Here is a 25507-nt window from a genome sequence, read left to right as displayed (position 1 = left end):
CGGCCTCACGCACAATGAGGCCGCTGCCTTTCTATTATAAGAGCAACCACCGGCTATGCCGGCGGAGACCGAAGAAAGCGATAGCGTTGATTATAAAAAAAGACCTCCTTTGATATAATGGAAGCGGGTAACGCCAACCGCACAAAAATCAAAGGAGGTCAGTCCAAATGGACGAGCAAAGTTTATCACATACAAAATGGAAATGTCAATACCACATTGTGATCGTACCAAAGTATCGCAGGAAAGTAGTATATGGGAAACTGCGGGCAGATATAGGGAAAATCCTGAGGAAGCTATGTGAATACAAGCATGTGGAAATCATAGAAGCCCATGCAATGCTCGATCATATCCACATGCTGCTTTCTATACCGCCAAAGTTGAGCGTGGGAGAATTTATGGGATATCTGAAAGGGAAGAGTACCCTGATGATATTTGAGAGACATGCGAACTTGAAATACAAATATGGGCGTAGAGTATTCTGGGCCAAAGGATATTATGTAAGCACCGTAGGAGGAAACAAAAAAGCCATTCAGAAGTATATCCAGGATCAGGAAAGAGAAGACCAGATCATGGATCAGATGAGCTTTAAAGAGTACGAAGATCCCTTTAAAGATTTAGAAGAAGTGTAAAAAAGAAACGCCAAACCCAAAGTGCGGTTGGCGTTTCTCATTCTGCGCCTTTAGGCGCTGCTGGCATCATGCCCTTTTAGGGCTTATCATTCATACCACGTCCTTTGGGCGTGGTATTGATATGTGAAGGAGGGTTGCCAAAAATCACTCCTGCACTGCTTGTATCATAGATTCCAGCAGGTTCAGCACAAACCTCTGCTTTTCAGGGGGCAGCGCTGCAATCTGGCTCTGGAGCATGCCGGCCTTCTGTGGTGCGGCGGCATCTAAACTGTCCATAAAGGCAGCATCGGCGGACATTCCCAACGCGTTCAAGATTTTTATGCATGTTTCCAACTTGGGGATTTTTCCTCCATTTTCAATCAAACCCAAATAGGCAGATGTCACGCCCACACGCTTTGCAAGCTCTGCACGCTCTATGTCCTTCTCTTCCCGATACTGTTTGACTCGTTCGCCAAATTTTTTAAGCTGCAGAGAGTTGGTCGATTCGGAAGCTGCTCCAAACACAGTGCGGCCCACAAGGAAATCAATCGTAACCCCGAAAAAATCCGCAAGTGAGGCAAGGGTTTCTATATCCGGTTCAGTTGATTCCTGTTCATATGAAAAAATCCGCCTTGCAGTCAGCCCAGTCAAGGCTGCTAGTTTTTCCTGGGAGAGCTTTCGGCTTTCCCGAAGCATCCGCAAATTTTTCACCATAGAGTATGCGCCATCCTATCCCAGCATTTTACTATTTCAGTATAGCAGGTGAAGGGGAAAAGAAAAACAACTTAATTTGTATAGAAATTACCCTTTACACAACGGATTCAGTGGTTTATTATTATAAGTATGGAGATCTACTTTTCCTCCTGGCGGATTTCCCTAAGCAGGGTAAGGATTGCCTCCTTGGCTCTGGAATTACGCAGGCAGGAGAGTTCTGATATCATCCGATCTCCAGCTTTATCCCATGATTTCCGGACAGTGGTACGCCCTATTAGATAATCAATAGAAACGTCAAAGTAGTCTGCTATCTGAATCAGGGTAGAAAACTTTGGTTCGTTGATTCCCGCCTCATACTGTTGATAAGTAGACTGCGGAATACCCTATTCACCCGCCATTTCAAGCTGGCTGTATCCCTTTTCAAGTCTTAGATGCCTGAGGTTTTGCACACTTACCCCTCCTGTACAGTGCTATCTATACGATATGTATTGTACAGATATTTTAAGCCACTTTCAAACCTAAATACAGGATATACCTTTATTTAAGGATTTTCTAAAAAATAAAAAACGAGGATAGGATGGCGTGAAGTGACTATTGAAGAGATCAGCTGTTATGAATTAGCCTATCAGATTCGGCGTTACCTTGATACAAGAAAAATTGACGAGCCACAGTTTTCTGAGTCCATCTCTATCCCTTGTAATGAACTTACACGGTTCTTGGAATGTCAAGGAGCGAATTTGTCTATAAGCCAGATTTCTAAAATCTGTGATGTGCTGTGTATTTCCATGGACTTATTAGTTAGAGGGCCGGTAGAAGAAAGTAGTTTTCGTGTCCTGGTGAAAAAGTGCGTATTTGCAGAGAAATTGAAGGGCACAGTTTTATATCCTGCCTACATTTCCTTTTTGAAAAGGTGGCAAGAAAAAAACATCTCAGCGTCCTGTTTGGAACGATATACACAGTGGTTCATTTATCTCTCATCCAAAAATGACATTTCTTACCATAGCATAGTAGGTGCTCCTCAGATTCTTCCGTCCGCTGTCTGTTTCACCAGAAGGATTTCAAAGAAAAAAGCTGAAAAACTAAAACGACTAATTGATGATTACTGGAAAAAGAATAAGGACAAACCCGAAACCCCTTGATATCACTGGGTTTCTCGATTTGTCTATATTATACCGTAAGGGCACACTTATACAAGTAACCTGCTGGCAAACGGCGCGACCCCCAAGGATGTACAAGAGCTGCTGGGGCACGCTGACATTCGTACAACCATGAATGTCTATGCCCACGCTGAAAGAGACTCCAAAAGGGCGACAGCCAGGCTGTTGGACAAGCTGGCGAGTGGGGCAATGCCATTAAGTTAAGCATTTTGTAAAAAGATAAAGAAACCGGCAAAAAGCCCTTGACAAAATGAGAAAAATATGCGGCGAAGCCCCTTGAAAAATAAAAACTTCAAGGGGCTTATAAAATGAAACAAACCGCAAAAAACTTACGAAAAAAGCTGCTGTCTCAGGTAAGGAAAATGGGAAAGAATCCCCAAATTTACGCCAGCCGGCCGGGACGGGATTTCACCCGCCGCAGGGCGCTGGATTTTGAAAATATCATTTTCTTCTTGCTCACCATGAGCTGTGAAAGCGTGGGCAAAAATCTCATGAAAGCTTTCCGTTTTCAAGAAAAAACACCTTCTGCCTCCGCCTTTGTGCAGCAGCGGAAAAAGCTTTTGCCTAAAGCCTTGGAGGACTTATTTCACAGCTTTTCAAATTCACTTACCCCCGAAAAGAAGTACCGGGGATATCGGCTGCTGGCAGTGGATGGAACGTCCTTGAAATCATCAGCATACCCTGCAGATTTGCTTTCTTATCTGCCCGGAACAGACCGCCAGCACGGTTGGAACAAGCACCTGATAAACGCTCTTTTTGACTTGGAAAACGGCATTTATACAGACTTAATTGTCCAAAAGGAACACGAGAAAAATGAAGGCAAAGCTCTGTGTGAAATGACAGACCGTTCGCGGATTTCAGAGCCGGTTATCCTTTTAGCTGACCGGAACTATGCGTCCCTGAACAACTTGGCGCATCTGGAAAACCGGGGATGGAAATATGTCATCCGCCTGAAGGAAAGGGATTCGGTTTTTGGTGTAAAACTTCCTTGTTTTCCCGAATTTGATATACCCGCAAGCCTCACTTTGGGGCGCCTCACAAAACGAAAACTGGAAACAAGAAATATCCCTGTTCCGGCAGATTATTATAAGCTTACAAGTCAGCGTGTTTTCGATTTCCTGCCTGTAGAAAGCGTTGGCTTTTACCGGCTTTCTTTCCGTATCGTACGCGTAAATTTCTGCAATGGAAAAACGGAAACCTTCCTGACAAATCTGAATAAAAATCAATTTCCGCCCGAAACTTTGAAAGCTCTTTACGCCAAACGCTGGGGCATCGAAACATCTTTCCGCAGCCTGAAATATTCAGTGGCGCTCATTCATCTCCACTCCAAAATTCCAGAACTTATTTTACAGGAGGTTTTTGCTGCTTTCCTGATTTTTAACTTTGCACAGGCAGCAGCCTGGAACGTGAAGCTTTCCTGCCACAACACAAAACAAAAACAGCGCCTCAATTTTTCCGACGCTGTCTTTGCCTGCTGTGCTTTCTTACGGAAACCTTTTCGAGAACTGGAAGGGTTGCTTTACAGAAAACGCTTTCCGGTAAGGCGGGGACGGGCTTTCCAGAGACCTGTTTCCTCGGGTAATCGGATTTCTTGGTTTTATCTTCCGGCACGATAGCGGGGCTCTTTGGGGGCGCTTAACTTAATGGCATTGGGCGAGTGGGGAGTAAGAAAGTGTCCCTTATGGGAAGCTGGTAAGGGACAAAATGAGGGGCAAAAGGGAGAAAACATGGCTATGCCCCCGCATAAACCCAGTGTTTTCGCGGGGTGTAGGAATAAACAGCAAAAAACCGCGTAACTACGCGGTTTTTTGCATCTCAAAACGCTGGATTTCGAAAGTGCGAAGACGTGGATAGCAAAACGGCATTTTGGCTTTGCGGCAGGAACCGAACTATCACAACAGCAGAATAGAACGAAATGAGAGGGCCAGCGGAGATGATCTGTTGGCCCTCTCATGGTAGAAATACATAGCCGGTCGCTGGAGGGCAATCCCCAAAACAAGCGACCGGCTTTTTTATTAGACCTCTTGCGAAATTAGGCAAAGCGATCAAAATTGCAGATACCAGCCATCAAAGAAAAGCGAAGCGCGAAACGATGCCTGCGGTTGCGATAGCGTTCAGAGAGAATGCGAAACCTTTTGACAAAGCGGATAGCGTGTTCAACCTGGATACGTTCCCTTGAAATCTTGCGGTTATCTTTGCGTTCTTGTTTGGACAACGGATGATTCTTGGAACGCTTTTTCGGCAGAAGAGAATTGGCGTGTATCAGAGCAAGACCTTGGTATCCGGTATCTGCCTCCAACACCGTTTCTGCCTTGACATGGACATGAGAATCCTTGAATAGTTAAAAATCATGCCTCTTTCCGTTAGAAAATGCCAGTGCAATGATTTCTCCGGTTTGAAGGCTGACAAGCAGCTGTGTTTTCAGTGTGTGCCGCTTTTTCTTTCCGGAATAGTATCGCTTTTGCTTTTTTTAGGTCGTTCAATGGGCGATTCCGTTGCGTCAACCAGAATCACCTCATACTCGGCATCACTTTTCAGCGGCGCTTTCCGTCCTGGCAGCGAAAACGTTCCATCCTTTATCAGCGTGTCTTCCACCCACTTGATTCCTCGGTAGATATTACTTTCCGCTATCCCATAACTGGCCGCTATATGGGCATAGGTACGGTATTCCCGCAGATATTCCAGGGTGGCCAGCAGCAGATCCTCTATGCTCAGCTTTGGCGTCCTCCCACGGCGCCGGTGCTTTTCCGCATATCCTTTTTGCAGAATTTCTACCATCTTGTCAAATGTTACTCGCTTTACCCCGGTAATTCTCCGAAATTTTGTGTTTGAATATTCCGCTATCTTTTCGTATTTCATGCTTCTATTTTATCGCACTATTCTTATTTTCGCAAGAGGTCTAATGTAAGTAAAGAAACGCCTAACCAAAGTGCGGTTGGCGTTTCTCATTGTGCGCCTTTAGGCGCTGCTGGTATTATGCCCTTTTAGGGCTTATTATTCATACCACATCCTTCGGGCGTGGTATTGATTTGCGGTTCTTCGTCTTGAAACCGCCCGCCCTGAACAAATTACTGGCATTTTGCTGGCTTTAAAACAAGCTCTAACTCTTTCGCAATATTTTTTATTGCTTTTATAGACGGAAATCGCCTTATAGCTTCTTACAAGCCTTTTATAGAAAACGGCAAAATCCTTGCTGCAAGTGGTTTTGCAGGCGCGTATCTGGCGCGGCAGGGTTATACCTTATCCGCCGAAACCGCGCTTCTACCGCGTAACAGCCCCACAGCGAAAGGAGTGATTTACCATGACCGTTTTCCGGGTGGAAAGAGACATGGGCTACCGAGAAAACATCTGCTTGCCTTCCCGAAACGGGGCGGTTCTGTAAGACAGCCTTGATCATAAAACAAGACTGTTTGACCGGGAACTATGGCGGGCAAGAAAGCGAAGCCCCAATGAAGCTGAATTTCCAGATGCCGGGGCCCCAGGCCGCAGAGGTATCCGCCGGCAGCCGCCCGGTGAACAGGACATAGCCCCGCCCGCTTCTGCCACGCTGCGCCTGTTGTAACCCGTGCCAAACCAGCGGCGGCGCCCATATCCTCCATCGTGTTTTCGTCCGTATGGTAAGCAGACATGCCAAGAAAAGAAAACACAAAAACAAGGGAGCAGACGATCGCGGCTATGCTGGTTTCAAAAGAACGGGAGAAAGCGTTGCTTTCCCTCCCCACAGTTTTAAACAGGCAAAAGAGGCCTGCCTAGCCGACCTTCCCCTTCCCGCTCTGTCAGCCTTTCAGCCGGCTCATGGCCTGGAACATTTTCCGGAGATCCACCGGCTTTGCCAGGTGCTCATTCATCCCGGCGTCCTTTGCCATTGCAATATCCTCGTCGAAAGCGTTGGCGGACAGCGCTATGATGGGCACAGTTTCCGCATCGCTCCTGCCCAGGCCGCGGATCACCCGCGCCGCCTCATATCCGCTCATGACCGGCATCATCAAATCCATGAGCACGCAGTCGAAGGCCCCTGGCTCAGCCCCCGCAAACGCGTCCACAGCAGCTTTTCCGTTGTTGGCAGTTACAACCGCCACGCCTGCGTCCCGGAGAATATACTCCACAATCTCACAGTTGATCTCATTGTCCTCCACCAAAAGCACGCGCATCCCGGCAATATTCTCCGGCATACTCCAGTTCTCGTCTGTGGACGCTCCATTTCCCGCCTCATCGGCCCGGACAGGAAGCGTGATCTGAACCACGCTCCCCTTGCCAACCTGGCTGTCTATCTTCACTGTCCCCTTCATCTGATCTACCAGCTTCTTTACGATAGACATGCCAAGCCCCACGCCGTTATAGTTGGTTCTCGCGCCCTGATGCTCCTGTGTGAACGGCTCAAAAATATGCTTCTTGAAATCTTCTCCAATGCCGATTCCAGTGTCCTCAATAACAAACCGGCAGTTTGCCGTCCCGTCGTGGAAGGAGGTTTCCTCAGCCCGGACGAAAACAGCGCCATAGGGCCGGTTATACCGCAGCGCATTGTCGATGACGTTGGTCATAATTTGTTTCAAATGCAGCGGATTTCCGATGACCCTGCTGTGCCGCAGCCCGGAATCCTCCAGCTCCAGCCGGATTTCCCGCTCCTCTGCCAGGGGAGACAGAATCATAATGCAGTCTTCCAGCGCCTCGTGAAGGTCAAAAGGCTCTTCCACTGCCGCTGGCCTTCCGCTCTCCAGCTTGCTGACCTGCAAAACGTCGTTCACCAGGGACAGCAAATGCTCTGTTGACACGCGGATCTTCTTCCGGCATTCCTGCTGCCGCTGGGCGTCGTGCTGGCTTTTTTCCAGAATAGCCAGCATGCCCAGAATCCCGTTGATAGGCGTGCGGAGATCATGGGACATGTGGGAGAGGAATTCGCTTTTTGCCGAGTTCGCCTGCCTCACCCGCTCCAGAAGCTCCATGATGGACTGCTCCTGCTTCTTCCTCGTCACCATAGTCTCCGTGATGTCCTGGTGGTATCCGTTCAGGCTGACGCCGGGCTTTTTGAAGGTTTTGTCCGGCACGCCGCCGCAGCGGACATAGATCTTCCCAAGCTTTGGATGGTTCCAGGGATAAACCACTTCAGAACGCCCGCTTTTCAGCATCTCCCGCACTGCTTCCTCCACCATCTCTACATAATCCGGATCAACGCCTTCAAACCAGTGCCGGTAGCACGCCTCCGGTTCAATTTCCTCCGGCACGCCCAGGAGAATCCGCATGGTTCTGTCCGCATACATTCTGGGCTGGCAGCCGTCTTCCAGCTCTATAGTCCAGATGCCAGTCCGCGCCCCCTCCAGAATATCCTCCAGGCTCTGCCTTGCCTCCAGCTTGTACTTCTCCTCCTGCTCTACAAGGGCATTCACATCCCGCTGGGCGAAAATGGCGCAGTTTTCCGCCGTTGTATCCTCAGTGGCGGAAAAATGAATCTCCAGGTGCTTCAGCCCGGAGGCGCAGCCTTCTACCTGGTATCGCACCGAGAACTTTTTCTTGGCCTTAAGCCGGGCCAGCACATAGCCTTTGTTTGTCACCGTGCGAAGCCGGTCCCGATCCCGGGGAACCACATAGGTGGAAATATACCGCTCCATTGCCGCCGCGTAGCCGTCCTGGAAATTAACCGCCCAATCCACTTCCAGTTGCCCGCTGTTGCGGTAAACCTCGCATTCGCCTGTGTCGAAATTCACCTTATATATGCCAAGATAGTCCATGCTAAGGGCGTGAAGCACGTTATAGCTCCGCTTTTGCAGTTCCCGAACCAGATTCCGCCGTTTCAGGGAGGATACGATAAAGTATGCCGCGGTCTGGAGCATATTCGACGCATACTCCAGCGACCTTACAGGAGGGTTGTCCACGCCGTAAAAGCCGATGAGTTTTTTGCCGTCATACAGGGGAACCACCACAAGGGAATGTACGCCCTGCCTCTTCAGGTTTTCATACTGAAGCGATTCTGTCTCCCGGATATCCTCCAGGCTTCCAATGACAATGTGCTTGCCAACGCGGAACTTCCGGTACCAGCTTGCACACACCTCCGGAGGGACGTTTTGGAGGCTGTCTTTTTCTGGCTCCACCCCCTCGGCCACCCATTCATAAGTATTATCATCGCAGCCAGACTCGTTCTGCTCGAATATATAGGTCCGTTCCCCGCTCAGCGCATTCCCCAGATGCTCCAGCAACACCTGCAGCGACTGATCCGGCGTCTCCTCCAGCAGGGCCACGCGCAGGCCCTCGTTGATAACAGCTTCCAAATTCTGAACGCTTCGCATGCCGCTGTGCTGCTCGTGAGCCTCCAAAGCCCGTTCCAACAGCTCCCCTGAATAATCCATATATGCCTGCCCTCCGTATTAAACGATTCCCAGTCCGCGCTTCCCCAGCGCATTTCCAAAAATATGCCGAAACGCTTTTCCCAAAAATAAATTGCTATCTCACAATGCTGGTATCGTTTTCTGTTGTCCTCACAAATCCACCGAAAAATCTATGTTATAATACCATGTTCCGCCTGACCGTGTCAATAATATGCAGCAGAAAGGGTGTGTCCAGACAGCGCATTTTATATCTGCGGCGTAAAACCATGGGACTCCTCTCGCCTGCCGGATTTTTGAAACGGTTGGTGAAGAGGTACGCCCGCGGGGGCATCCGTGTGGAATGTGTCCAGACTGACAACGGTTTCAAAAGCCTCCCAACAACTTACCGACGCGTCCCCCCGTCTGGCTTTCCCCTCTCGAATTCCTTGTCCAATTTGTTTGACAGTCTTACAGCGAATCTCAGTTCCTTTTGGGACGGAAATCTATTATCCTTCAAGCGCCAGCAAGTCTTCAGCGTGCTCTGAACAGTTATTTTGTTGTTGTCCTTGTGCGGGGTGGCCCTTCTGCCAGGGGCCTTTTCTTTTAGAAAAATCCCTTGGAAAAATCTTGCCAAAAGGCCCCGCAAGAGGTATTATATAGTAGAGTATATTTTTGAGAAGCTGTACCGGCAGTTTCCATGCGCGGCGATGGTGCGGCGGCTCCGGGACATACATATAGAAAGGAAGATAAACATGGCACAGCTTTTATCCATGGGCGAGCTTTTGATTGATTTCACCCCTGTAGGGACAACAGAGGACGGCAGGCTGCTTTTTGCCCGCAATCCAGGCGGGGCGCCTGCCAATGTGGCGGTGCAGGCCCTGCGGGCCGGGGTGTCCGCCGGGTTTTTAGGCCGGGTGGGGAAGGATATGTTCGGGGATTTCCTTGCGGACACCCTGCAGGGCTGCGGCGTGGAAACCCAGGGCCTTTCCCAGGATCCGGACTACGCCACCACCCTGGCCTTTGTCCAGCTTAGTGAAACAGGGGACAGGGACTTCAGCTTTTACCGCAACCCCGGCGCGGACACCCGTCTTGCTGCCGGGGAGCAGGAGCGGAGGCTGATAGATCAGTGCGGGCTTTTATGCTTTGGCTCTTTGCTGCTGACAGCGGAGCCTTCCCGCTCCGCTGTGGAGGAGCTGGTGGGGTATGCCAGAAGCCAGGGGAAGGTGACGGCCTATGATCCCAACTGGCGGCCGCCCCTGTGGCCCAGCCAGGAGGAGGGCGTGGCCCGGATGCGCAGCCTGGTTCCCCAGGCAGACATTATGAAGGTTTCCGACGAGGAGCTTTCCCTGCTGACTGCGCGGGAGGGCATGGAAGAAGGGGCCAAGGCCCTGCTTGCCAAGGGCGTCAGCGTGGTGGTGGTGACCATGGGCCCCAAGGGGTGCGCTGTGTTCACCCAGGGCTATTCCTTCCGGAAGAACACCTATGACACCCAGGTGAAGGACACAACCGGGTCTGGCGACAGCTTCTTCGGGGCGCTGCTGGCGAAAATTGTGCAGAGCGGCAAAAAGCCCGGGGAGCTTGCCCAGGAGGAGCTGGAGGGCTTTGTGGACTTCGCAAATGCCGCCGGGGCTGTATGCGCCACCAAAACAGGGGCCATCCCGGCCCTGCCGGACGCGGCTGCCATTGAGGCGTGCCGCAAAACAGTGCCCCTTTTGAAGCTGTAAAGGCAGCGTGTGATAATAATACAAGTGAGAGAAAGGCTGACTGCATATGGTAAAGATTTTAACGGACAGCTCCTGCGATTTAAGCCCTGCGCGGTGCGAGGAACTGGGCGTGGAGATGCTGCCCATTACGGTGAATTTCGGGGAGGAAAGCTTCCGGGCTAACATAGACATTACAAACGACGAGTTTTACGCAAAGCTGTCCCAGGCAAGCGAGCTGCCTAAAACCGCCCAGATTTCCCCGGCCTTCTTTGAAAAGAAATTTTCGGAATACAAGGACAGCGGGGACGAGGTGGTGTGCCTGTTTATCTCCTCCCGCATGAGCGGCACTCTCCAGTCTGCCACTGTGGCAAAGGACATCCTGGGGGCGGAGAACATCTATCTGCCGGACACGCTGAACGTGACCTTCGCTTTGGGCCTGCTGGTGGAGGAGGCTGTGAAAATGCGGGACAGGGGCCTGCCTGGGGCGGAAATTGCCCGGCAGGTGGAGGAACTGGTGCCCCGGGTGCGGCTGTGGGCCTTGATTGACGATTTGAAGTATTTGAAAATGGGCGGCAGGCTTTCCGCCACCAGCGCCCTGGTGGCCAGCATACTGGGCATATGCCCCATTATCACCCTGAAAGACGGCTTGGTTGAGGTGGTGGGCAAGGCCCGGGGGAAGAAAGCGGCTTTCAAGTTTATGCAGGGCTTAGTGGACAAGGAGCCGATTTCCGCCGACTACAGCGTGACAGTGGGACATGCCGCTGTGCCCCAGACCCGGGATGACTTTATGGAATTCATGAGCGGGGAGCTGAAAAAGCGGGAGGTACATAAGCTGGACATTGGCAGCATTGTGGGCACCCACACAGGCCCCGGGGCCTGCGGGCTGGCATATATCAAGAAGTAGGCAAGGAACAAAAAGGCCGCCCGCCTGCCGCCCCGGCGAAGCCGGGGCCGGGAGGGCGCAGCCCTCCCCCAGGGCGCCAGCTTGCTGGCGGCAGGGGCAGGCGGGGCAGGCGCTACGGGCCGAGCAGGGAGAAGCCCGGCAGGTTTCGCAGCAGGGTGAAGGCTGCTGCCAGCAGGAGCACACCTAAAAGAGCCAGGCGCGTCCCCTTTCTTTTATAGAGGGGCGGTTTTCCGAACCCATACCGCCAGCCTTCCCACAGGGCATAGATCGCCCCCAGGGGCAGGGCAAGGAACATAAAGGGGTTATGGGAAAAGGCCCTGGGAATATCCCCTTGCAGCAGGGCGGTTATCATCCGCTGGGTGCCGCAGCCGGCGCAGTACAGGCCGGTGTGCTGCAAAATCAGGCAGGGGGGCCGCAGCAGGTAGACGGCGGCCCCGCAGAGGGCCAGCCCGCAGAGCAGGGCCGCGGTTTTGCATACCCGTTTTTTGTCCATGATGTTTCTCCCCTTTCGCTGTGCTTCTTCCAGTATAGCAGGCGGGGCGGAAATTTGCCAGGAAAAAAATCTTACAGGTGTCTTCTAAATCTTTAAAGGGATCTTCATACTCTTTAAAACTCATCTGATCCATGATCTGGTCTTCCCTTTCCTGATCCTGGATGTATTTCTGAATGGCCTTTTTATTTCCTCCTACTGTGCTTACATAATATCCTTTTGCCCAGAAGACTCTGCGGCCATATTTATACTTCAGATTTGCATGCCGCTCGAATATCATCAAGGAGCTTTTCCCTTTCAAATATCCCATAAACTCCCCCACACTCATCTTGGGCGGAATGGACAGCAACATGTGAATATGGTCCGGCATAGCGTGGGCCTCTATGATTTCTACATGCTTATACTCTCATAGCTTCCTCAAGATTTTTCCTATATCCGCTCGCAGTTTCCCGTATACTACTTTCCTGCGATACTTTGGTACGATTACTATGTGATATTGACACTTCCACTTCGTAATGTGCAATCGCAAGTGCCTTGCGATAAACTTTGCTCGTCCATTTGGACTGACCTCCTTTGTTTTTGGTGCGCTTGGCGTTACCCGTTTCCATTATATCAAAGGAGGTCTTCTTTTTTATAATCTTCGCTATCGCTTTCTCTGTTCTCCACCAGCTTAGCCGGTGGTTCCATAGACAATATAATCAAAACCACCAGTAAACTGGTGGTTTTGATTGCATTCAAACAGTTTTACGCGAAAAGCCTGGTGTTTAAACCGCTTTCCAGATTTTTCCGCATCCTTGCGTATGGAAAAGCAGGCCTGTTCTGGGTTTTGCAGGTCTTAGAAACTTACAGCAAATCCCTCACAAAGAAAGCACATGTAAAATCAAACAAGCTTTACAAATTCCCAGCCGGTTACTCTTCTTCCTCCAGCAGGGAGTCCATGGCCTCCATCAGCGTATCCACATTGATAGGCTTGGGTATATGCCCGTTCATGCCGCTGCGGATGGCCTCCTGCCTATCCTCCTCAAAGGCGTTGGCTGTCATGGCCAGGATGGGGATGCGGGAAAGCTTCTTGTTTTTCAGCCTGCGGATTTCCCGCGTAGCCTCATAGCCGTTCATCACAGGCATCTGCACATCCATCAAAACCAGCCGGTAATACCCGGGCTGGGAGCTTTCCAGCTTTTCCACAGCCGCCTGCCCGTTTTCCGCCACATCAATGGTGAACCCGGCCTCCTCCAGGATAGCCACGGCAATTTCCTGGTTCAGCTCATTGTCCTCCGCCAGCAGGATATGCCCTGTGCGGCGGGCAGGCTTTTCCTCCGCCTTCCCGCCGTCCTCCCGTTCTGTGATAATAGACTGCAGGCAGTCCCGCAGTTCTGAGAGGAACAGGGGCTTGCTGCAAAAAGCGGTAACCCCCGCGCTCCTGGCCTCGTCCTCAATATCCGACCAGTCATAGGCTGTCAGCACAATGATAGGCACTTCCTCGCCTATTTCCTTGCGGACCCGCCTTGCCACCTCAATGCCGTTCATGTCCGGCAGCAGCCAGTCAATGATATAGACGCTGTACTCGTCCTCCCGCATGACAGCCTGCCGGGTACGCAGCACAGCCTCCTTGCCGGAAAGAGTCCACTCAGCCCGCAGGCCGATTTCCTGCAGCATGCAGGTAACGCTGTCGCAGGTGTTGAAGTCATCGTCTACCACCAGCGCCCTGCAGTTCTGCAGTTGGGGGATGGTCTGGGATTCCGGCACGTCCCCATCCAGCTTAAAGGTGAAGCATACCGTAAATTCTGTGCCCACGTTCTGTTTGCTCTTTATGTCAATGGTGCCGTTCATCATGTCCACAATGTTTTTGGTGATAGCCATGCCCAGCCCAGTGCCCTGTATGCCGCTGGTGGTGGAGTTGCGCTCCCGCTCAAAAGGCTCTGCAATGCGGGCCACAAACTCCTCGCTCATGCCGATGCCTGTATCCCGTATGCAGAACTCATAGCGGGCAAAGCCCTCCGGCGCGCCAGGCTTCTCGGAAATGCGCATGCTCACCATGCCCCCGGGGCCTGTATACTTGATGGAGTTGCCCAAAAGGTTCAGAAGCACCTGGTTTAGTCGCAGGTTGTCGCAGACAATGTTCTCATGCACCACGTCCACTGTGTCCATATACAGCTCAAGCTGTTTGGCGTGTACATCCGCCAGCACAATGTTCCGAAGCCCATGGAGAATCTCCGGCAGGCTGCAGGGCTTTTCTTCCAGCTGCAGCTTCCCGCTTTCAATGCGGCTCATGTCCAGCACATCGTTTATCAGGCTTAACAGGTGGTTGCCGGAGGTCATAATCTTTTTCAGATATCCCTCCACCAGTTCCCGGCTCTCAATATGGGAAACCGCCAGGGCCGTAAAGCCGATAATGGCGTTCATGGGCGTGCGGATGTCGTGGGACATATTGCTGAGGAAAACAGTTTTAGCCCGGCTGGCCCGGTTGGCCTGCATCAGGGCGTCCTTTAAAAGGTTCGTCTTTTCCAGCTCCAGCTTTGTCTCCTCGTCAATGCTCCGAAAGCCCAGCACCACCCGGCCGCTTTCGCTCTCCGAATCCAGGCGCACTACCTTCATCTGGAAATACCGGATGTCTTCAGCGCCCTTGCAGTTGGTACGGTAATTGACGTAAAAAATCTGCCGCTGGGAAAGCTCCTGTATAAGGTTGTCCTGGGAGACTGTTTCCCGCATCATGTCCTGGTCGTCCGGGAATACGCAGTTGTCTATATACCGGCTCATGCACTGGGAAAGCTCCAGCGGGCCGCTGAAGGCCTCGTCCAAGTCCCCGTAAGGGCAGCCTGTAATGCGCAGGGCGTGGCCCTCCCCGGTTTCCAAATCAAAGAAGCACACCAGGTTATAGTCAATGCTCAAAGCGTGTATCAGGGCCTCCTGCCGGCGGCGCTCGCTTTGCTCCTTCTGCTTCTGCTCTGTCACGTCCAGCAGGAAGCGCTGGCACACCAGCTCTCCGTTTTCCCGTATCAGCTTGATGTTGCCCATTACATGTAAGACTTTTCCATCAAGATGCCGCACCCGGTATTCGGCGCTGGCGCTGTCCCCCTCGTTTTTCAGGGAGGTGATAACCTGCCGCAGAGCCTCCTTGTCCTCGTCCAGCACAGAGTCTGCCATCATGTGGAAGCCCCCGGCCATCATGTCCTCCCGGCAGCCATACCCCAGTATTTCCAGAGCAGCCGGGTTGATGCTCAGCACCTGGGAGCCGTCCAGGGTATGTACCATCACGCCGCATTCCAGGGAGGTAAACAGCGTCTCCAGGGTGCGGCTCTTCATCTCCAGCTCCTCGGCGTAGGCGCGCTCCTGGGTGATGTCGATAGCCACGCCCACGGTGCCCATAACAGAGCCGTCATAGTCGTACAGGGGAGACTTGTAGGTGGTCAGAAGCCGCTCGCCTCCGCCTGTGCGTATCCGCTCCTCCGACACGCAGGTCTGCCGCGTGCGCATAACCTCCGCCTCAGATTCGATGCAGGCCGGATCGTCCTCCTCCACGTCCCAGATATAGGCGTGGCCCTGGCCCTGCACCTGCTCCCGGGTTTTCCCCACTGTGTGGCAGAAGCTGGCGTTCACCTTTTCGTGTATGCCGTCCCAGGTTTTATACCACACCAGGTTCGGCACGCTGTCAATGGTGGCGTCCAGGAACTGCCGGGTTTCCCAGAGATCCATCCTCTGTTTATGCCCTTGCTGCCACCGGGCAAAGCGGAACCGGGCCTCTTCCTGGCCCATAGGCAGGAACCACACGTCTGAAAGGCCGCCAAGGGGCAACCCTGGGGCCTGTTCCTGATCTGCCAGCACAATTAAATCCCCGTCTGGCTTTTTAGACTCCAGCAGGGGCTTCAGAAATTCTTCAGGGTTTTTTCCCCGCACATCGGCAAAAATCACGTCTGCCCTGGCGGCAAGCCTGCACACAGGCTCCTCGCTCTGGGAAAATTCATGGGTCATGCCCTCTAAAGGCGCCTCCCCCTGGAAGGCTTCCAGCTCCGCCCCGGCAGGGCCGGCCCAATACAAATGCACATGGCACCGATACATAAACTGTTTTCACTCCTGTATGCAATAATATACACAATTGGCTGCCGTACTCTTCCCACTTATATTTTACAAAATCCCGGCCCCGGTGTCAATATTCCGGCGCTTTTTTTACAGGAAAACCCTCCGATAATACAGCCGGCCTCCCCCGCATACAGCGGCCTTCCCTTTCATAGATATGACAAGGCGGTAAAATAAAAGAAGGAAGGATTGGGAAAACCGATGGCATTTTCCGACAGGGAGCTTTTAGCCCGCATTGTGGAATGTGAAGCCGGCGGCGAAGGCGAGACGGGTATGCAGGCAGTGGCCTGCGTGGTGATGAACCGGGTAATTGTGACGTATGGGGAATACGGCAGGCTGGATACGGTCCGGCAGGTGGTATACCAGCCCCGGCAGTTCACCTGCGCCATGGAAACCGTAGGCGGGAAGTACAACATGCAGAACCTTTACAATATGCGCCCTACGGACGTACATTTCCAAATCGCGGACTGGGCCATGGCAGGGGGCCGCCTGACAAACCTGGGCTTTGCCCTCTGGTTTTATAATCCCTTCAAGCCCACCTGCCGGGATAACTTCCCCTCTTCCGTAGGGGAATTCGTTATCCGCATCGGGGATCACTGCTTTTATAACCCCACAGACCAGTACGCGGAAACCTGAAGGAGGTACAGCTTATGGATAACAGCACAAAAGACCGGGGCACAAACTCCCCCGCCATGCAGCGGCTTCGCAGGCGGGCAGACTACACCTGCACGCCGGAAGGCGCGGGGGAAATGGACAATTTCCGCCACCCCGTGCAGCCCACCTTTGACTCTGAGGAGATGCAAGGCTCCATGCAGGCCATTCTGGCGGACAATATCGGAAACTACGTGGTTATCGAGTTCCTTATCGGATCCAACGAGCTTATCCGCAAACAGGGAATGCTCTATTTTGTAGGCCGCAGCTTCATCACCCTCTATGACGAGCACGCCAACAACTTCATTGTCTGCGACATTTTCTCTGTCCGTTTCGTCTATTTCTATATGCCCGGGGACCGCCCCCGGTATAACTACAACCTTCTGCCCCCTGTCAGCGGCGAACCGGGCATGGGCATGGCGCCCCAGGGCCGCAGGCGGTAAACTCTTTGCGCCCCGCCGCCTGAATCGCCCTTTTTTGTCAAAATCCGCCCCTGCTGCATAGAATGTCCTGTATGGGAAAATCCAGGCATACCCAGGCCGGGAGGCAGTATCTGCCTGTCCCTTCCCCCAGCAGGCGGGAAAACAGGCAAAAGCGCCCCCGCCTGGCCTATCAGAATCCTGGAGGAAGGGGGAGAGGACATGCGGGGAACAGGCGGGCTGTGGGCTTCTGTGCCGGATATGGCGTCCCGGGAAAAGCAGGAGGCGCTGCGCCTGCTGGAGGAATCCCAGGGGCTTCTGGGCGCCATCCTAATGGGGGTGGCCCTGCAATACCGCTCCCTGGACATGGAGCAGGCAAAGCTTCTTGCAGGCTGGGAGGAAGCCTGCGGCCCAGGGCCGGAAGACGTGCGGATGGCGGCGTCCCTTATCACGCTGTGCGCCCTGTTCGGATTCCAGCGGCAGGCGGAAGGGCTGGCAGCCCGGGAAGCCCAAAGCGGGGAAACACCGGACATGATGGACGTGAAGCTGGGGGCTGTGAGCATCCTCATATCCCTGCTGCGCCTGGCGCGCCTGCAAGAGGCTTTCCGGGAAGCCGGGCCTGCCGGAAAGCAGGCGCAACTGGAAGCTTTGGACGAAATGCCCGATCTGTAAAGAGACTGCCAGCCAAAAAAAAGAGCGCCTTTCCCGGGTAAAGGAAAGGCGCTCTTTTCTTCCATTCATTCGTTTTTATGAAGCCAAACGGAAGCTTTTCCTGTTTCTCACAGTTCCCCCAGCAGCTTCACAAAGTCCAGCCGCCCCAGCTCCCCCTGCCAGCGGCCCAGGCCTAAAAAGCGCCTTTCCGGCCCGTAAATCCGGCAGAGGGTTCCTTCCTCCGGCGGAGGCAGGGCCAGGCGCAGACGGGCTGTGTCCAGCCAGCCCCCGTTCAAAAAGCGGGCGCTTTGGGCGGCGCTCACTGAAACCGCCGGGCAGGCGGCAAACAGGGAGTCTGTAGGCCGCAGCACAGAAGGCAATTCCCCCTGGCCCGCCAGCTCTTTCAGGCGCTCCAGGGGCAAAGCGTCCTCCAGGGAGAACCCGCAGGCCCTGGTGCGGCGCAGGGCCGTCATGGTGCCCGCCGTGCCTGCCGCCCGGGCAATGTCCTCAATGAGCACCCGGATATAGGTGCCTTTAGAGCAGGAAACCGCCAGTTCCCCTTCCCGGGCTTCCCCATCGTAAGCGCCCAGCTCCAGGGAAAAAATGGTGACAGGCCTTGCCCTGCGCTCCACCTCCAGCCCTTTGCGGGCCAGCTCATACAGGCGCCTGCCGCCGACAGACACAGCGGAATACATGGGCGGCACCTGGAGGATATCCCCCCGGAAGCCCGTTAGGGCCTCCTCCAGCCTTTCCCGGCTTACAGGGGTTTCGTCTGTCTCCACCACCTGTCCGGTACAGTCCCCGGTGTCCCGCCGCTCTCCCAGCCGGAAGGAGGCCCGGTATTCCTTCCCCGTGTCCGCCAGCAGGTCGCAAGCCTTGGCGGCCCGGCCCAGCAGCAGGGGCAGCACCCCGGTTGCCATGGGATCCAGCGTGCCTGTGTGGCCGATTTTTTTCTCCCTGGAAAGCCCCCGCACCACAGCCACCGCGTCAAAGGACGTGAAGCCCTGAGGCTTGTCCAGCACGATTACGCCGTTCAAAAAAACCGCCGCGCGATACAGGATACGCACAAAAAGCCATGAAATAACAGCGCTTTGTGCCCAGTATCTTTCCTTTCCTTCGTATTTTTCATACTGTCTCTCCTCTCCAAAATTAAAGGTTTCAGGGCTTAGGGCTTTGCCCCTAAGAACCCCGCCACCCCTTTTGAAAAAGGGGTGGAACCTAAAACTAATTTAAGGTTTGCCCATGGGTTCCCCTATTCCGCCAGCAGGGTGAAGGCAAAGGTGAAGTTCTGGGCGTCCAGCCGGTATTTTTCCAAAAGCTCCGGCCCGCAGCTATTGCTGCCCACGCCGCTCATGGCATAATCCAGGCACAGCACCGTATCCCCGCAGGGAGCAAGCTCATGGTTGTGCCGGGCTTTTTTTAGCTGCTCCTGGGTATAGCGGGAGATGTTCATGGAGAAAGGCCGCTCTGCCGCGCAGGTGAGGGAAAAGGCCCCGTCTGAAACGGTACAGGTGCGGCAGCCCATGTGGGAGGAGTTCTCCTGGGGCATGAGGTACGGCTCAAACATGCTGTCCACAGTCTGGGCATACACCCCCAGCCGCGTGGCCTGGTGTTTGTCCACATAGCTTTCCGTAGGCCCATAGCCGAAATATTCCGCAAAGCCAAAGTCCTTTGGCAAAAACAGGCGCAGGCCGAACCGGGGCAGGTAAGGGAACCGGGCGTCCCGCTGGCAGTGCAGCTCGCAGTCAATGCGGCCCTGGGCGTCAATGTGCCACTGGGCGGTAATGTCCAGGAACTTGGCGATGGAAACCGCGGCAATCCCCAGCCGGCAGGTGAGCACTGCCCCGCCGCTTTCGCCCCGGCTGGCCTCCACGCTGTATACCTTTACAGTGGGCCTGTCATAGCCAACAGCCGTCCACTGCTTGTCTATATACTGATCGTTGTCCGTAGGCGCCCGGTATACGTTCCAGCCCATAGGCCGGGTAAGCAGGTTCCTGTTCTTGCAGGCCATGGAGGAGAAAAGCCCTGTCCGCTTGTCAAATTCATAGCGGAAGCTGTCCCCGGCGATAATGAGGGAGCAAGGCCCCTCCTCTATGCGCACTTCCCCCTGGGCGGGAGCGTCCAGGAAGAAAGGCTCCTCGCTGAGGATGAGCTGGTCAAAGCCCAGCTCGTGGCCCGCCTCATAGAAGTCCCCGCCGTCCTTTGCCAGGTAGAAGAAGGTAAGGGCCACAATGCCCCCCTCCGGGATATCCAGCCCCGGGATTTCCGCCTCCGCCTCCTCGTGGGGCGGGATGGAGGGCAGGCTGAACTCCCCGGTCTGCAGCACTTCCCCGTCCTGGGCAAGCTCATACCGGAGGGAAACCGCTTCCCCCGCGTCGGTAAAGTCCAGGAAGTTGTGGAAAACAAAGGCGTTCCCGCCTTTCTCCGCCTGCCTGGCCCGCAGGGGCCGTATAACGTTTTTATATTCCAGAAGCCCGGTGTGGGGCGCCCGGTAGGGATATACCAGGCCGTCCATGCAGAAGTTCCCGTCGTGGGGGAACTCCCCGAAGTCCCCGCCATAGCGGTAAATGGGCTTGTTGTCCGGGGTCTGGCCCCCATACACGGCGTGGTCGCACCACTCCCACACAAAGCCCCCGCAGAAGCCGGGATACTGCATAATCTGCTGCTGGTAGTCCTCCCCGTCCCCAGGGCCGTTGCCCATGGCGTGGATATACTCGCACTGGACAAAGGGCATGCGCCTGCCCTGGAGGTTTTCGTCCAGTCCGCCGCCGCCGAAATAGGCGTCCACCTCCTGCACGGAGGCATACATCCGGCTGTACAGATCCAGCATGGAGAAATCCGGGGTGCGGGCCTTATGGTAGGTGAGGAAGTTTTCATAGTGGAGCAGGCGGGAGGGGTCGTATGCCTTCACCCATTTCCCCGCGTCCTCAAAGTTCTCCCCCCAGCCGCTTTCGTTGCCCAAAGACCAGATGACAGCCGCCGCGTTGTTCTTGTCCCGGATGACACACCGCTGCACTCGGTCTAAAATCGCCAGGGAGAACTGGGGATCATCAGCCAAGTCCGCATAGGCCTCGTCCCCGTCCACAAAGCCCAGCCCGCCGTATTTCTCCGCAGAGCCATGGCTCTCAATGTCTGCCTCGGCAATTACATAGAACCCAAAACGGGAGCAGAGCTGCAAAAACCAGGGCGCGTTGGGATAGTGGCTGGTGCGGATGGCGTTGATGTTATGCTGCTTCATCAGGGCCAGATCCCGGAGGGCCTGCTCCCGGCTGATGGTGTAGCCTGTCACCGGGTCGCTGTCGTGGCGGTTCACCCCTCGGAACTTAATGGGCACGCCGTTTAAGAGCACCACTCCGTCCTGCACCTCAATTTTCCGCAGGCCCACCTGCTGGGCAATATACTCTTCCCGGGTGTTCAGCACCAGGGTATACTGGACAGGGCTTTCCGCGTTCCACAGCGCCGGGTTTTCCACCAAAAAGGTGAACTTCTCCCGCTCCGGCCCGGCTGTGGCCAAAAGGCTCCCCTGGGGGCTGTAAAGGGAGGCGAACACCTCCGCGTCCCCCATGGTTTCCAGCTCTACGGAAAGGGCGGCCTCTTTAAAATCCTCTGAGAAGCTTTCTTTTACAAAGTAGTCCCACAAAAAGCTTTGGGGCCTTGCCAGCAGGTACACGTCCCGGAAAATGCCGCTCATGCGCAGCTTGTCCTGATCCTCCAGATAGCTGCCGTCGCACCACTGCAGGACCAGCACCGCAATTTCATTGTCCCCGGGCTGCAAAAGCCCTGTCACCTCAAATTCCGAGGTGCAGTGGGAAACCTGGCTGTAGCCCGCGAACTCCCCGTTCACCCACAGGTAGAAGCAGGAGTCTACCCCCTCAAAGTTTAAAAACCACCGGGCGGAAAGGCTCTCCCCGGAGATTTCCACATGGCGCACATACAGCCCGCAGGGGTTTTCCTCCGGCACTGTAGGGGGATCCACCGGGAAGGGATAGCGGATGTTAGTGTACATATGCCGGCCCCATCCCTGGTTCTGCCAGCAGGAGGGCACCGGGATGGCGTCCATGTCCGCCTCGTCAAAGCCCAGCTCCCCCTGGGGAGAGACAGCCTCCGAAAAGCTTTCGTAATACTGGAAGGCCCATTCCCCGTTTAAGGAGAACACCCTGCCGGACTGCTCCCCCAGGGCCTCCTTTTCAGAGGCGCAGGGCAGGTAATAGCCGCGGTTTGGCATGGCGCCCACATGGAGAAGCTGCGGGTTTTCGTGAAATTGCATCCAGGGCTGGCTCATAAAAATCACCATGTGATACAGGCTGCGCACAGCCGTATCGTTCCTTTCTATATTATATATGACTATATATGGATGTGCCCTTCCTGAAAGGGCGGGAGGCCGTCTGGAAATTTGACTTTCCCGCCTGAAAGGGATATACTGGTACAAATAAGCTTACACTGAAAATTCCATGCCGTCAAGCCCCAAAACAACGAAAGGAACAAAGCACCGCCTATGGGAATTGAAATCATTGTATCCATCACCTTTGCCGCCCTGCTGGTATACCAGGGCGGCAGGCGCCAAAAGGAAGCCGCGCTGGACAGGTTCGCCCTCTGGGGCGGGCTTCTGCTTTTTTCCGCCTTTTTGCTGCGCCTGCTGCTGGGATATTACACCCAGGGCTACCAGACAGACATCGACACCTTTAAAAGCTGGGGCCGCATTTTAAACGAGGTGGGCTTTAAGCGGCTGTACCAGCAGGATATTTACCTGGACTATCCCCCGGGCTACCTGTACGTGCTGGGGCTGCTGGACAGGATAAGGCTGTTTCTGGGCCTGCCGGAGGCAAGCGGGGGCTACACCCTTCTGATGAAAACCCCGGCTATTTTCGCGGATCTCCTCTGCGGCTGGGCCTTGCTGCGGCTGGGCCGCCCCCGGATTGGGGACAGGGCCGCCCTTTTTGTAAGCGGGGCCTACCTGTTCTGCCCTGCTGTGCTGGTAAACTCTGCCCAGTGGGGCCAGGTGGATTCCTTCTGCACCGCCCTGCTGCTAGGCTCTGTGCTGCTGCTTTATAAGGAGAAATATCCCCTCTCCGGCCTTATCTACGGCCTTGCCGTTATCTGCAAGCCCCAGATGCTGATTTTCGCCCCCCTGTACCTGTTCTTTGCCCTCAAGCGCAGGCGCTGGGCAGGCCTGGGCCTGGGGATTGCCTGCGCCCTCTTTGCCATCCTTTTGTGCTCCCTGCCTTTTACCAAGGGCTTCAACTTCCTCTGGCTCATTGAAAAATACCGGGCCACCCTGGAGTATTATGACTACTATTCCTTAAACGCCTACAATTTCTGGGCGCTTATTGGCAAACACTGGCAATATCTTCCCGGCCCCGGCCTGCACAAAACCCTTTTGACCCTTGCCGCCCCTGTCCTGGCCACCGCCTGCTGCGGGGCTGTTATATTCCTTTCCCGGCGGAAGGACTGCCTTTTCATCTGCCCTTCTGTGCTCATGGCCGTAATGTACCTGTTCGGCGTGAAAATGCACGAGCGGTATCTGTTCCCCATGTTCCTGTTTTTGCTGCTGGCCTTTATCGCCGTAGGGGACAAGCGCCTGCTGTGGGCCTATGGCCTTGCCTGCGGCATCAATTACCTGAACGTGGCCCATGTGCTTTGGATTTTCCACTATCTGGGAAACAATTATGATCCCAACCACTGGGCTGTGCAGGTGCAGTCCTTTTTGCAGGCAGGCACCCTAGGATACTTTTTCTATGTGGCATATTCTGTCTATATCCGGGGGAAAATCTGCCCGCCCCAAAGGGAAAGCGCCGCCGGCAAGCCTTGGGTTTTCCCCAAGGGCGCAAAAATGTGCCGGGCCGACTGGCTGTGCATGGCCCTTGTCACCCTGTGCTATGCGGGGACGGCGTTCTGGAACCTGGGAGGGCATACGGCTGCCATAAGCCCCTGGACGCCTCTTGAAGGGGAGCAGGCTGTGCTGGAAGCCCAGGGGGAGGCCGACGCCCTCCACTACTGCGCGGGCATTGCCCCGGATATGCAGGGCTATGCCGCCCGGGTGGGAACCCAGGTGCAGGTGGAGGTGAGCCGGGACGGGCAGGCCTGGACAGACTGCGGCACTTTGCCGGAATGCTATGTGTTTGCCTGGCAGCAGTTCTCTTTGCCGGAAAAGGCTCGGTATGTGCGCCTTACAGCCCCGGACAGCTTTACCGCCATCAATGAAATCGGCCTTTCTGACGGAAGCGGCCTTTTGCCCCTCACAGCCCAAGGCCCCGGGGCTGAAAAGCTTGTGGACGAGCAGGGGGCTGTGCCCCTTTCCACCACCTACGAAAACTCTGCCTATTTCGATGAAATCTACCATGCCCGCACAGCCTATGAACACCTTCAGGGCCTGGAGCCATATGAAAACACCCACCCGCCTTTAGGCAAATACATCATCGCCCTGGGGATCTCCCTTTTTGGCATGAACCCCTTTGGCTGGCGCTTTATGGGGACGCTGTTCGGGGTTTTGATGCTGCCAGTGTTCTACTATCTGGCAAAGCAGCTTTTGGGCAAAACCTGGCTGTGCGCCATGGGAACCTTCCTCTTTGCCTTTGACTTCATGCACTTCACCCAAACCCGCATTGCCACCATCGACACCTATGCCGTATTTTTCCTGCTGCTGATGTATAGCTGCATGTGGGCTTTCCTCCGCCAGGACATCCTCCGGGACGGCTGGAGGCGGCTGCTCCCCCCCCTGGCCCTTTCCGGGTTTTTCATGGGCCTGGGCATTGCCTCCAAGTGGACATGCGCTTACGGCGCTGTGGGCCTTGCGGTGCTGTACTTTTGGAAGCTGTGGATACAGCTAAGGGAGGAAAAGCAGGCAGGCCGGGACATGCGCCCCGCCCTTATAAAGGCTGGGAAGCTGTGCGGCTGGTGCTGCCTGTTCTTTGTCCTCATCCCCTTTGTCCTGTATTTCTGCGCCTTCCTGCCCATGACCACCCTGCCCCACAACGCAGGCAATATCTGGGGGAGTTTCTGGAACTACCAGACGAACATGTTTCACTATCATGCCCAATTGCAGGCAGAGCACTATTTCGCCTCCCCCTGGTACGAATGGCCTGTTGACCTGCGGCCCATCTGGTATTTTGCCGGCGGCGGGGAAGGGGCCTACAGCACCATTTCCGCCATGGGCAGCCCCCTGCTCTGGTGGGCGGGGCTGCTGGCCTTGCCGGGAGCGGCAGTCCTGCTTTTGCGGGACAGGCGGGCAAACTGCGCCCTGCTGCTAGCAGGCTACCTTTCCGTATACCTGCCCTGGGTGCTGGTGCCCCGGCTCACCTTCATCTACCATTATTTCACTGCTGTGCCCTTCCTGGTGCTGGCCCTGCTGGCAGCAGTGGGACGCTGGGAGGAAACGCCCCTTTTCTCCCGCAGCATCCGCCTGGGCGCAGGCCGGGAGGGCGCTCCCGCGGCGGAACTGCCTCTTGTCCCAGCTTTCCTGTTTGTGTTCTGCGCCGGCTGCCTGGGCCTGTTCCTTTTATATTATCCCATCATCTCCGGCGCTCCCACCACGCGGGCCTTTGCCGACGCCTTAGAGCTTCTGCCAGACTGGCATTTTGCCTAGAGTCTGTCTTAAAACTCCGAAAAAAGGTCTTTTTGTCCAATGATAAACGGTTTCTGTGTTAAAAATCCTTGAAAACGTGGAAAACTTCGGAAAACATTTGCGTATTGGTGGAAATTTTGCAATCTCGCAAAATGGGATTGCAAAATTTTTTGCCCGTTTTTGGCCCTGAAGCGGCCTGCGCCGCCCCAGCCTGCGAACCGTAAAAAACGCCTTGACAGCCGCTGCCGCACTGACGGCTGATGGCAATCACACATT

Annotated in this window: 17 protein-coding genes and 3 pseudogenes; 10 read left to right on the top strand and 10 right to left on the bottom strand. The window is 54.6% G+C overall.

Going from position 1 to position 25507, the window contains the following annotated elements; translation table 11 throughout:
• The first annotated feature begins 167 nt into the window (after nucleotides 1-167).
• The gene (tnpA, locus tag VSQ30_RS15150; protein ID WP_334462478.1) at nucleotides 168-629 is read left to right on the top strand and encodes an IS200/IS605 family transposase; all 462 of its coding nucleotides are present in this window, start codon (nucleotides 168-170) and stop codon (nucleotides 627-629) included.
• A 144-nt stretch (nucleotides 630-773) separates the two neighbouring features.
• On the opposite strand, the gene VSQ30_RS15145 is transcribed toward tnpA (VSQ30_RS15150), so the two are convergent.
• Together VSQ30_RS15145 and VSQ30_RS15140 are read right to left on the bottom strand one after the other, a co-directional pair.
• The gene (locus VSQ30_RS15145; protein ID WP_334465088.1) at nucleotides 774-1322 is read right to left on the bottom strand and encodes a helix-turn-helix domain-containing protein; all 549 of its coding nucleotides are present in this window, start codon (nucleotides 1320-1322) and stop codon (nucleotides 774-776) included.
• Nucleotides 1323-1459: 137 nt separating this feature from the next.
• Nucleotides 1460-1702 (bottom strand): helix-turn-helix domain-containing protein, encoded by a 243-nt coding sequence (locus tag VSQ30_RS15140; protein ID WP_334466054.1) that lies wholly within the window; start codon nucleotides 1700-1702, stop codon nucleotides 1460-1462.
• A 207-nt stretch (nucleotides 1703-1909) separates the two neighbouring features.
• Between VSQ30_RS15140 and VSQ30_RS15135 the strand changes: the two genes are divergently transcribed.
• The 3 genes and pseudogenes from VSQ30_RS15135 (at nucleotide 1910) to VSQ30_RS15125 (ending at nucleotide 4095) form a co-directional block, all read left to right on the top strand.
• A complete protein-coding gene (locus VSQ30_RS15135; RefSeq protein ID WP_334465086.1) occupies nucleotides 1910-2461 on the top strand; it encodes a hypothetical protein in 552 nt (183 codons plus the stop codon).
• Between the two features lie 54 nt (nucleotides 2462-2515).
• Nucleotides 2516-2683: pseudogene (locus VSQ30_RS15130) on the top strand (tyrosine-type recombinase/integrase); the annotation flags it as partial.
• A gap of 104 nt (nucleotides 2684-2787) precedes the next feature.
• Nucleotides 2788-4095 (top strand): IS4 family transposase, encoded by a 1308-nt coding sequence (locus VSQ30_RS15125; protein ID WP_334461212.1) that lies wholly within the window; start codon nucleotides 2788-2790, stop codon nucleotides 4093-4095.
• A gap of 416 nt (nucleotides 4096-4511) precedes the next feature.
• Here the strand turns inward: VSQ30_RS15125 and VSQ30_RS15120 are convergent.
• Nucleotides 4512-5338: pseudogene (locus VSQ30_RS15120) on the bottom strand (IS5 family transposase).
• A 917-nt stretch (nucleotides 5339-6255) separates the two neighbouring features.
• Nucleotides 6256-8820 (bottom strand): hybrid sensor histidine kinase/response regulator, encoded by a 2565-nt coding sequence (locus VSQ30_RS15115; RefSeq protein ID WP_334465085.1) that lies wholly within the window; start codon nucleotides 8818-8820, stop codon nucleotides 6256-6258.
• A gap of 710 nt (nucleotides 8821-9530) precedes the next feature.
• Here VSQ30_RS15115 and VSQ30_RS15110 point away from each other — a divergent pair.
• Both VSQ30_RS15110 and VSQ30_RS15105 read left to right on the top strand, forming a co-directional pair.
• On the top strand, nucleotides 9531-10502 hold the full coding sequence (locus VSQ30_RS15110; RefSeq protein ID WP_334465084.1) for a carbohydrate kinase family protein: 972 nt from the start codon (nucleotides 9531-9533) through the stop codon (nucleotides 10500-10502).
• 46 nt (nucleotides 10503-10548) lie between these two features.
• The gene (locus tag VSQ30_RS15105) at nucleotides 10549-11385 is read left to right on the top strand and encodes a DegV family protein (RefSeq protein ID WP_334465082.1); all 837 of its coding nucleotides are present in this window, start codon (nucleotides 10549-10551) and stop codon (nucleotides 11383-11385) included.
• A gap of 112 nt (nucleotides 11386-11497) precedes the next feature.
• Here VSQ30_RS15105 and VSQ30_RS15100 read toward each other — a convergent pair whose 3' ends face one another.
• From VSQ30_RS15100 to VSQ30_RS15090, 3 genes and pseudogenes are all read right to left on the bottom strand, one after another.
• The gene (locus VSQ30_RS15100) at nucleotides 11498-11878 is read right to left on the bottom strand and encodes a DUF2752 domain-containing protein (RefSeq protein WP_334465080.1); all 381 of its coding nucleotides are present in this window, start codon (nucleotides 11876-11878) and stop codon (nucleotides 11498-11500) included.
• Between the two features lie 94 nt (nucleotides 11879-11972).
• Nucleotides 11973-12416, bottom strand: a pseudogene (gene tnpA, locus VSQ30_RS15095) (IS200/IS605 family transposase); the annotation flags it as partial.
• 368 nt (nucleotides 12417-12784) lie between these two features.
• Nucleotides 12785-15931, bottom strand: coding sequence for a PAS domain-containing hybrid sensor histidine kinase/response regulator (locus VSQ30_RS15090; protein WP_334465079.1), 3147 nt, complete (start codon nucleotides 15929-15931; stop codon nucleotides 12785-12787).
• Between the two features lie 219 nt (nucleotides 15932-16150).
• On the opposite strand from VSQ30_RS15090, the gene VSQ30_RS15085 reads away from it, so the two are divergent.
• The 3 genes from VSQ30_RS15085 to VSQ30_RS15075 all read left to right on the top strand — a co-directional run bounded on the left by VSQ30_RS15085 (nucleotide 16151) and on the right by VSQ30_RS15075 (nucleotide 17691).
• Nucleotides 16151-16585, top strand: coding sequence for a cell wall hydrolase (locus tag VSQ30_RS15085; protein ID WP_160641797.1), 435 nt, complete (start codon nucleotides 16151-16153; stop codon nucleotides 16583-16585).
• 14 nt (nucleotides 16586-16599) lie between these two features.
• The gene (locus VSQ30_RS15080; RefSeq protein ID WP_160641796.1) at nucleotides 16600-17043 is read left to right on the top strand and encodes a hypothetical protein; all 444 of its coding nucleotides are present in this window, start codon (nucleotides 16600-16602) and stop codon (nucleotides 17041-17043) included.
• A 198-nt stretch (nucleotides 17044-17241) separates the two neighbouring features.
• Nucleotides 17242-17691 (top strand): hypothetical protein, encoded by a 450-nt coding sequence (locus VSQ30_RS15075; RefSeq protein WP_334465077.1) that lies wholly within the window; start codon nucleotides 17242-17244, stop codon nucleotides 17689-17691.
• A 107-nt stretch (nucleotides 17692-17798) separates the two neighbouring features.
• Here the strand turns inward: VSQ30_RS15075 and truB are convergent, their stop codons facing one another.
• Together truB and VSQ30_RS15065 are read right to left on the bottom strand one after the other, a co-directional pair.
• Entirely contained in the window at nucleotides 17799-18707 is a 909-nt protein-coding gene (gene truB, locus VSQ30_RS15070; protein WP_334465075.1) for a tRNA pseudouridine(55) synthase TruB, read from the bottom strand.
• A 215-nt stretch (nucleotides 18708-18922) separates the two neighbouring features.
• Nucleotides 18923-21982 (bottom strand): glycoside hydrolase family 2 TIM barrel-domain containing protein, encoded by a 3060-nt coding sequence (locus VSQ30_RS15065; protein ID WP_334465074.1) that lies wholly within the window; start codon nucleotides 21980-21982, stop codon nucleotides 18923-18925.
• Between the two features lie 183 nt (nucleotides 21983-22165).
• On the opposite strand from VSQ30_RS15065, the gene VSQ30_RS15060 reads away from it, so the two are divergent.
• A complete protein-coding gene (locus VSQ30_RS15060) occupies nucleotides 22166-25252 on the top strand; it encodes a phospholipid carrier-dependent glycosyltransferase (protein ID WP_334465072.1) in 3087 nt (1028 codons plus the stop codon).
• Between the two features lie 58 nt (nucleotides 25253-25310).
• On the opposite strand, the gene VSQ30_RS15055 is transcribed toward VSQ30_RS15060, so the two are convergent.
• On the bottom strand, nucleotides 25311-25502 hold the full coding sequence (locus VSQ30_RS15055; protein WP_334465070.1) for a hypothetical protein: 192 nt from the start codon (nucleotides 25500-25502) through the stop codon (nucleotides 25311-25313).
• Nucleotides 25503-25507: the final 5 nt, after the last annotated feature.

Source organism: Acutalibacter sp. JLR.KK004, assembly GCF_036941085.1.
Classification (GTDB): domain Bacteria; phylum Bacillota; class Clostridia; order Oscillospirales; family Acutalibacteraceae; genus Acutalibacter.
Note: the sequence above shows the minus strand (reverse complement) of the source record. Positions and strands in the feature narration are given on the sequence as shown.

Coding starts and splice junctions, on each gene's coding strand:
- tnpA (WP_334462478.1), top strand. CDS start 168: ATGGACGAGCAAAGTTTATCACATACAAAATGGAAATGTCAATACCAC.
- VSQ30_RS15145 (WP_334465088.1), bottom strand. CDS start 1,322: ATGGTGAAAAATTTGCGGATGCTTCGGGAAAGCCGAAAGCTCTCCCAG.
- VSQ30_RS15125 (WP_334461212.1), top strand. CDS start 2,788: ATGAAACAAACCGCAAAAAACTTACGAAAAAAGCTGCTGTCTCAGGTA.
- VSQ30_RS15115 (WP_334465085.1), bottom strand. CDS start 8,820: ATGGATTATTCAGGGGAGCTGTTGGAACGGGCTTTGGAGGCTCACGAG.
- VSQ30_RS15110 (WP_334465084.1), top strand. CDS start 9,531: ATGGCACAGCTTTTATCCATGGGCGAGCTTTTGATTGATTTCACCCCT.
- VSQ30_RS15105 (WP_334465082.1), top strand. CDS start 10,549: ATGGTAAAGATTTTAACGGACAGCTCCTGCGATTTAAGCCCTGCGCGG.
- VSQ30_RS15100 (WP_334465080.1), bottom strand. CDS start 11,878: ATGGACAAAAAACGGGTATGCAAAACCGCGGCCCTGCTCTGCGGGCTG.
- VSQ30_RS15090 (WP_334465079.1), bottom strand. CDS start 15,931: ATGTATCGGTGCCATGTGCATTTGTATTGGGCCGGCCCTGCCGGGGCG.
- VSQ30_RS15085 (WP_160641797.1), top strand. CDS start 16,151: ATGGCATTTTCCGACAGGGAGCTTTTAGCCCGCATTGTGGAATGTGAA.
- VSQ30_RS15080 (WP_160641796.1), top strand. CDS start 16,600: ATGGATAACAGCACAAAAGACCGGGGCACAAACTCCCCCGCCATGCAG.
- VSQ30_RS15075 (WP_334465077.1), top strand. CDS start 17,242: ATGCGGGGAACAGGCGGGCTGTGGGCTTCTGTGCCGGATATGGCGTCC.
- VSQ30_RS15060 (WP_334465072.1), top strand. CDS start 22,166: ATGGGAATTGAAATCATTGTATCCATCACCTTTGCCGCCCTGCTGGTA.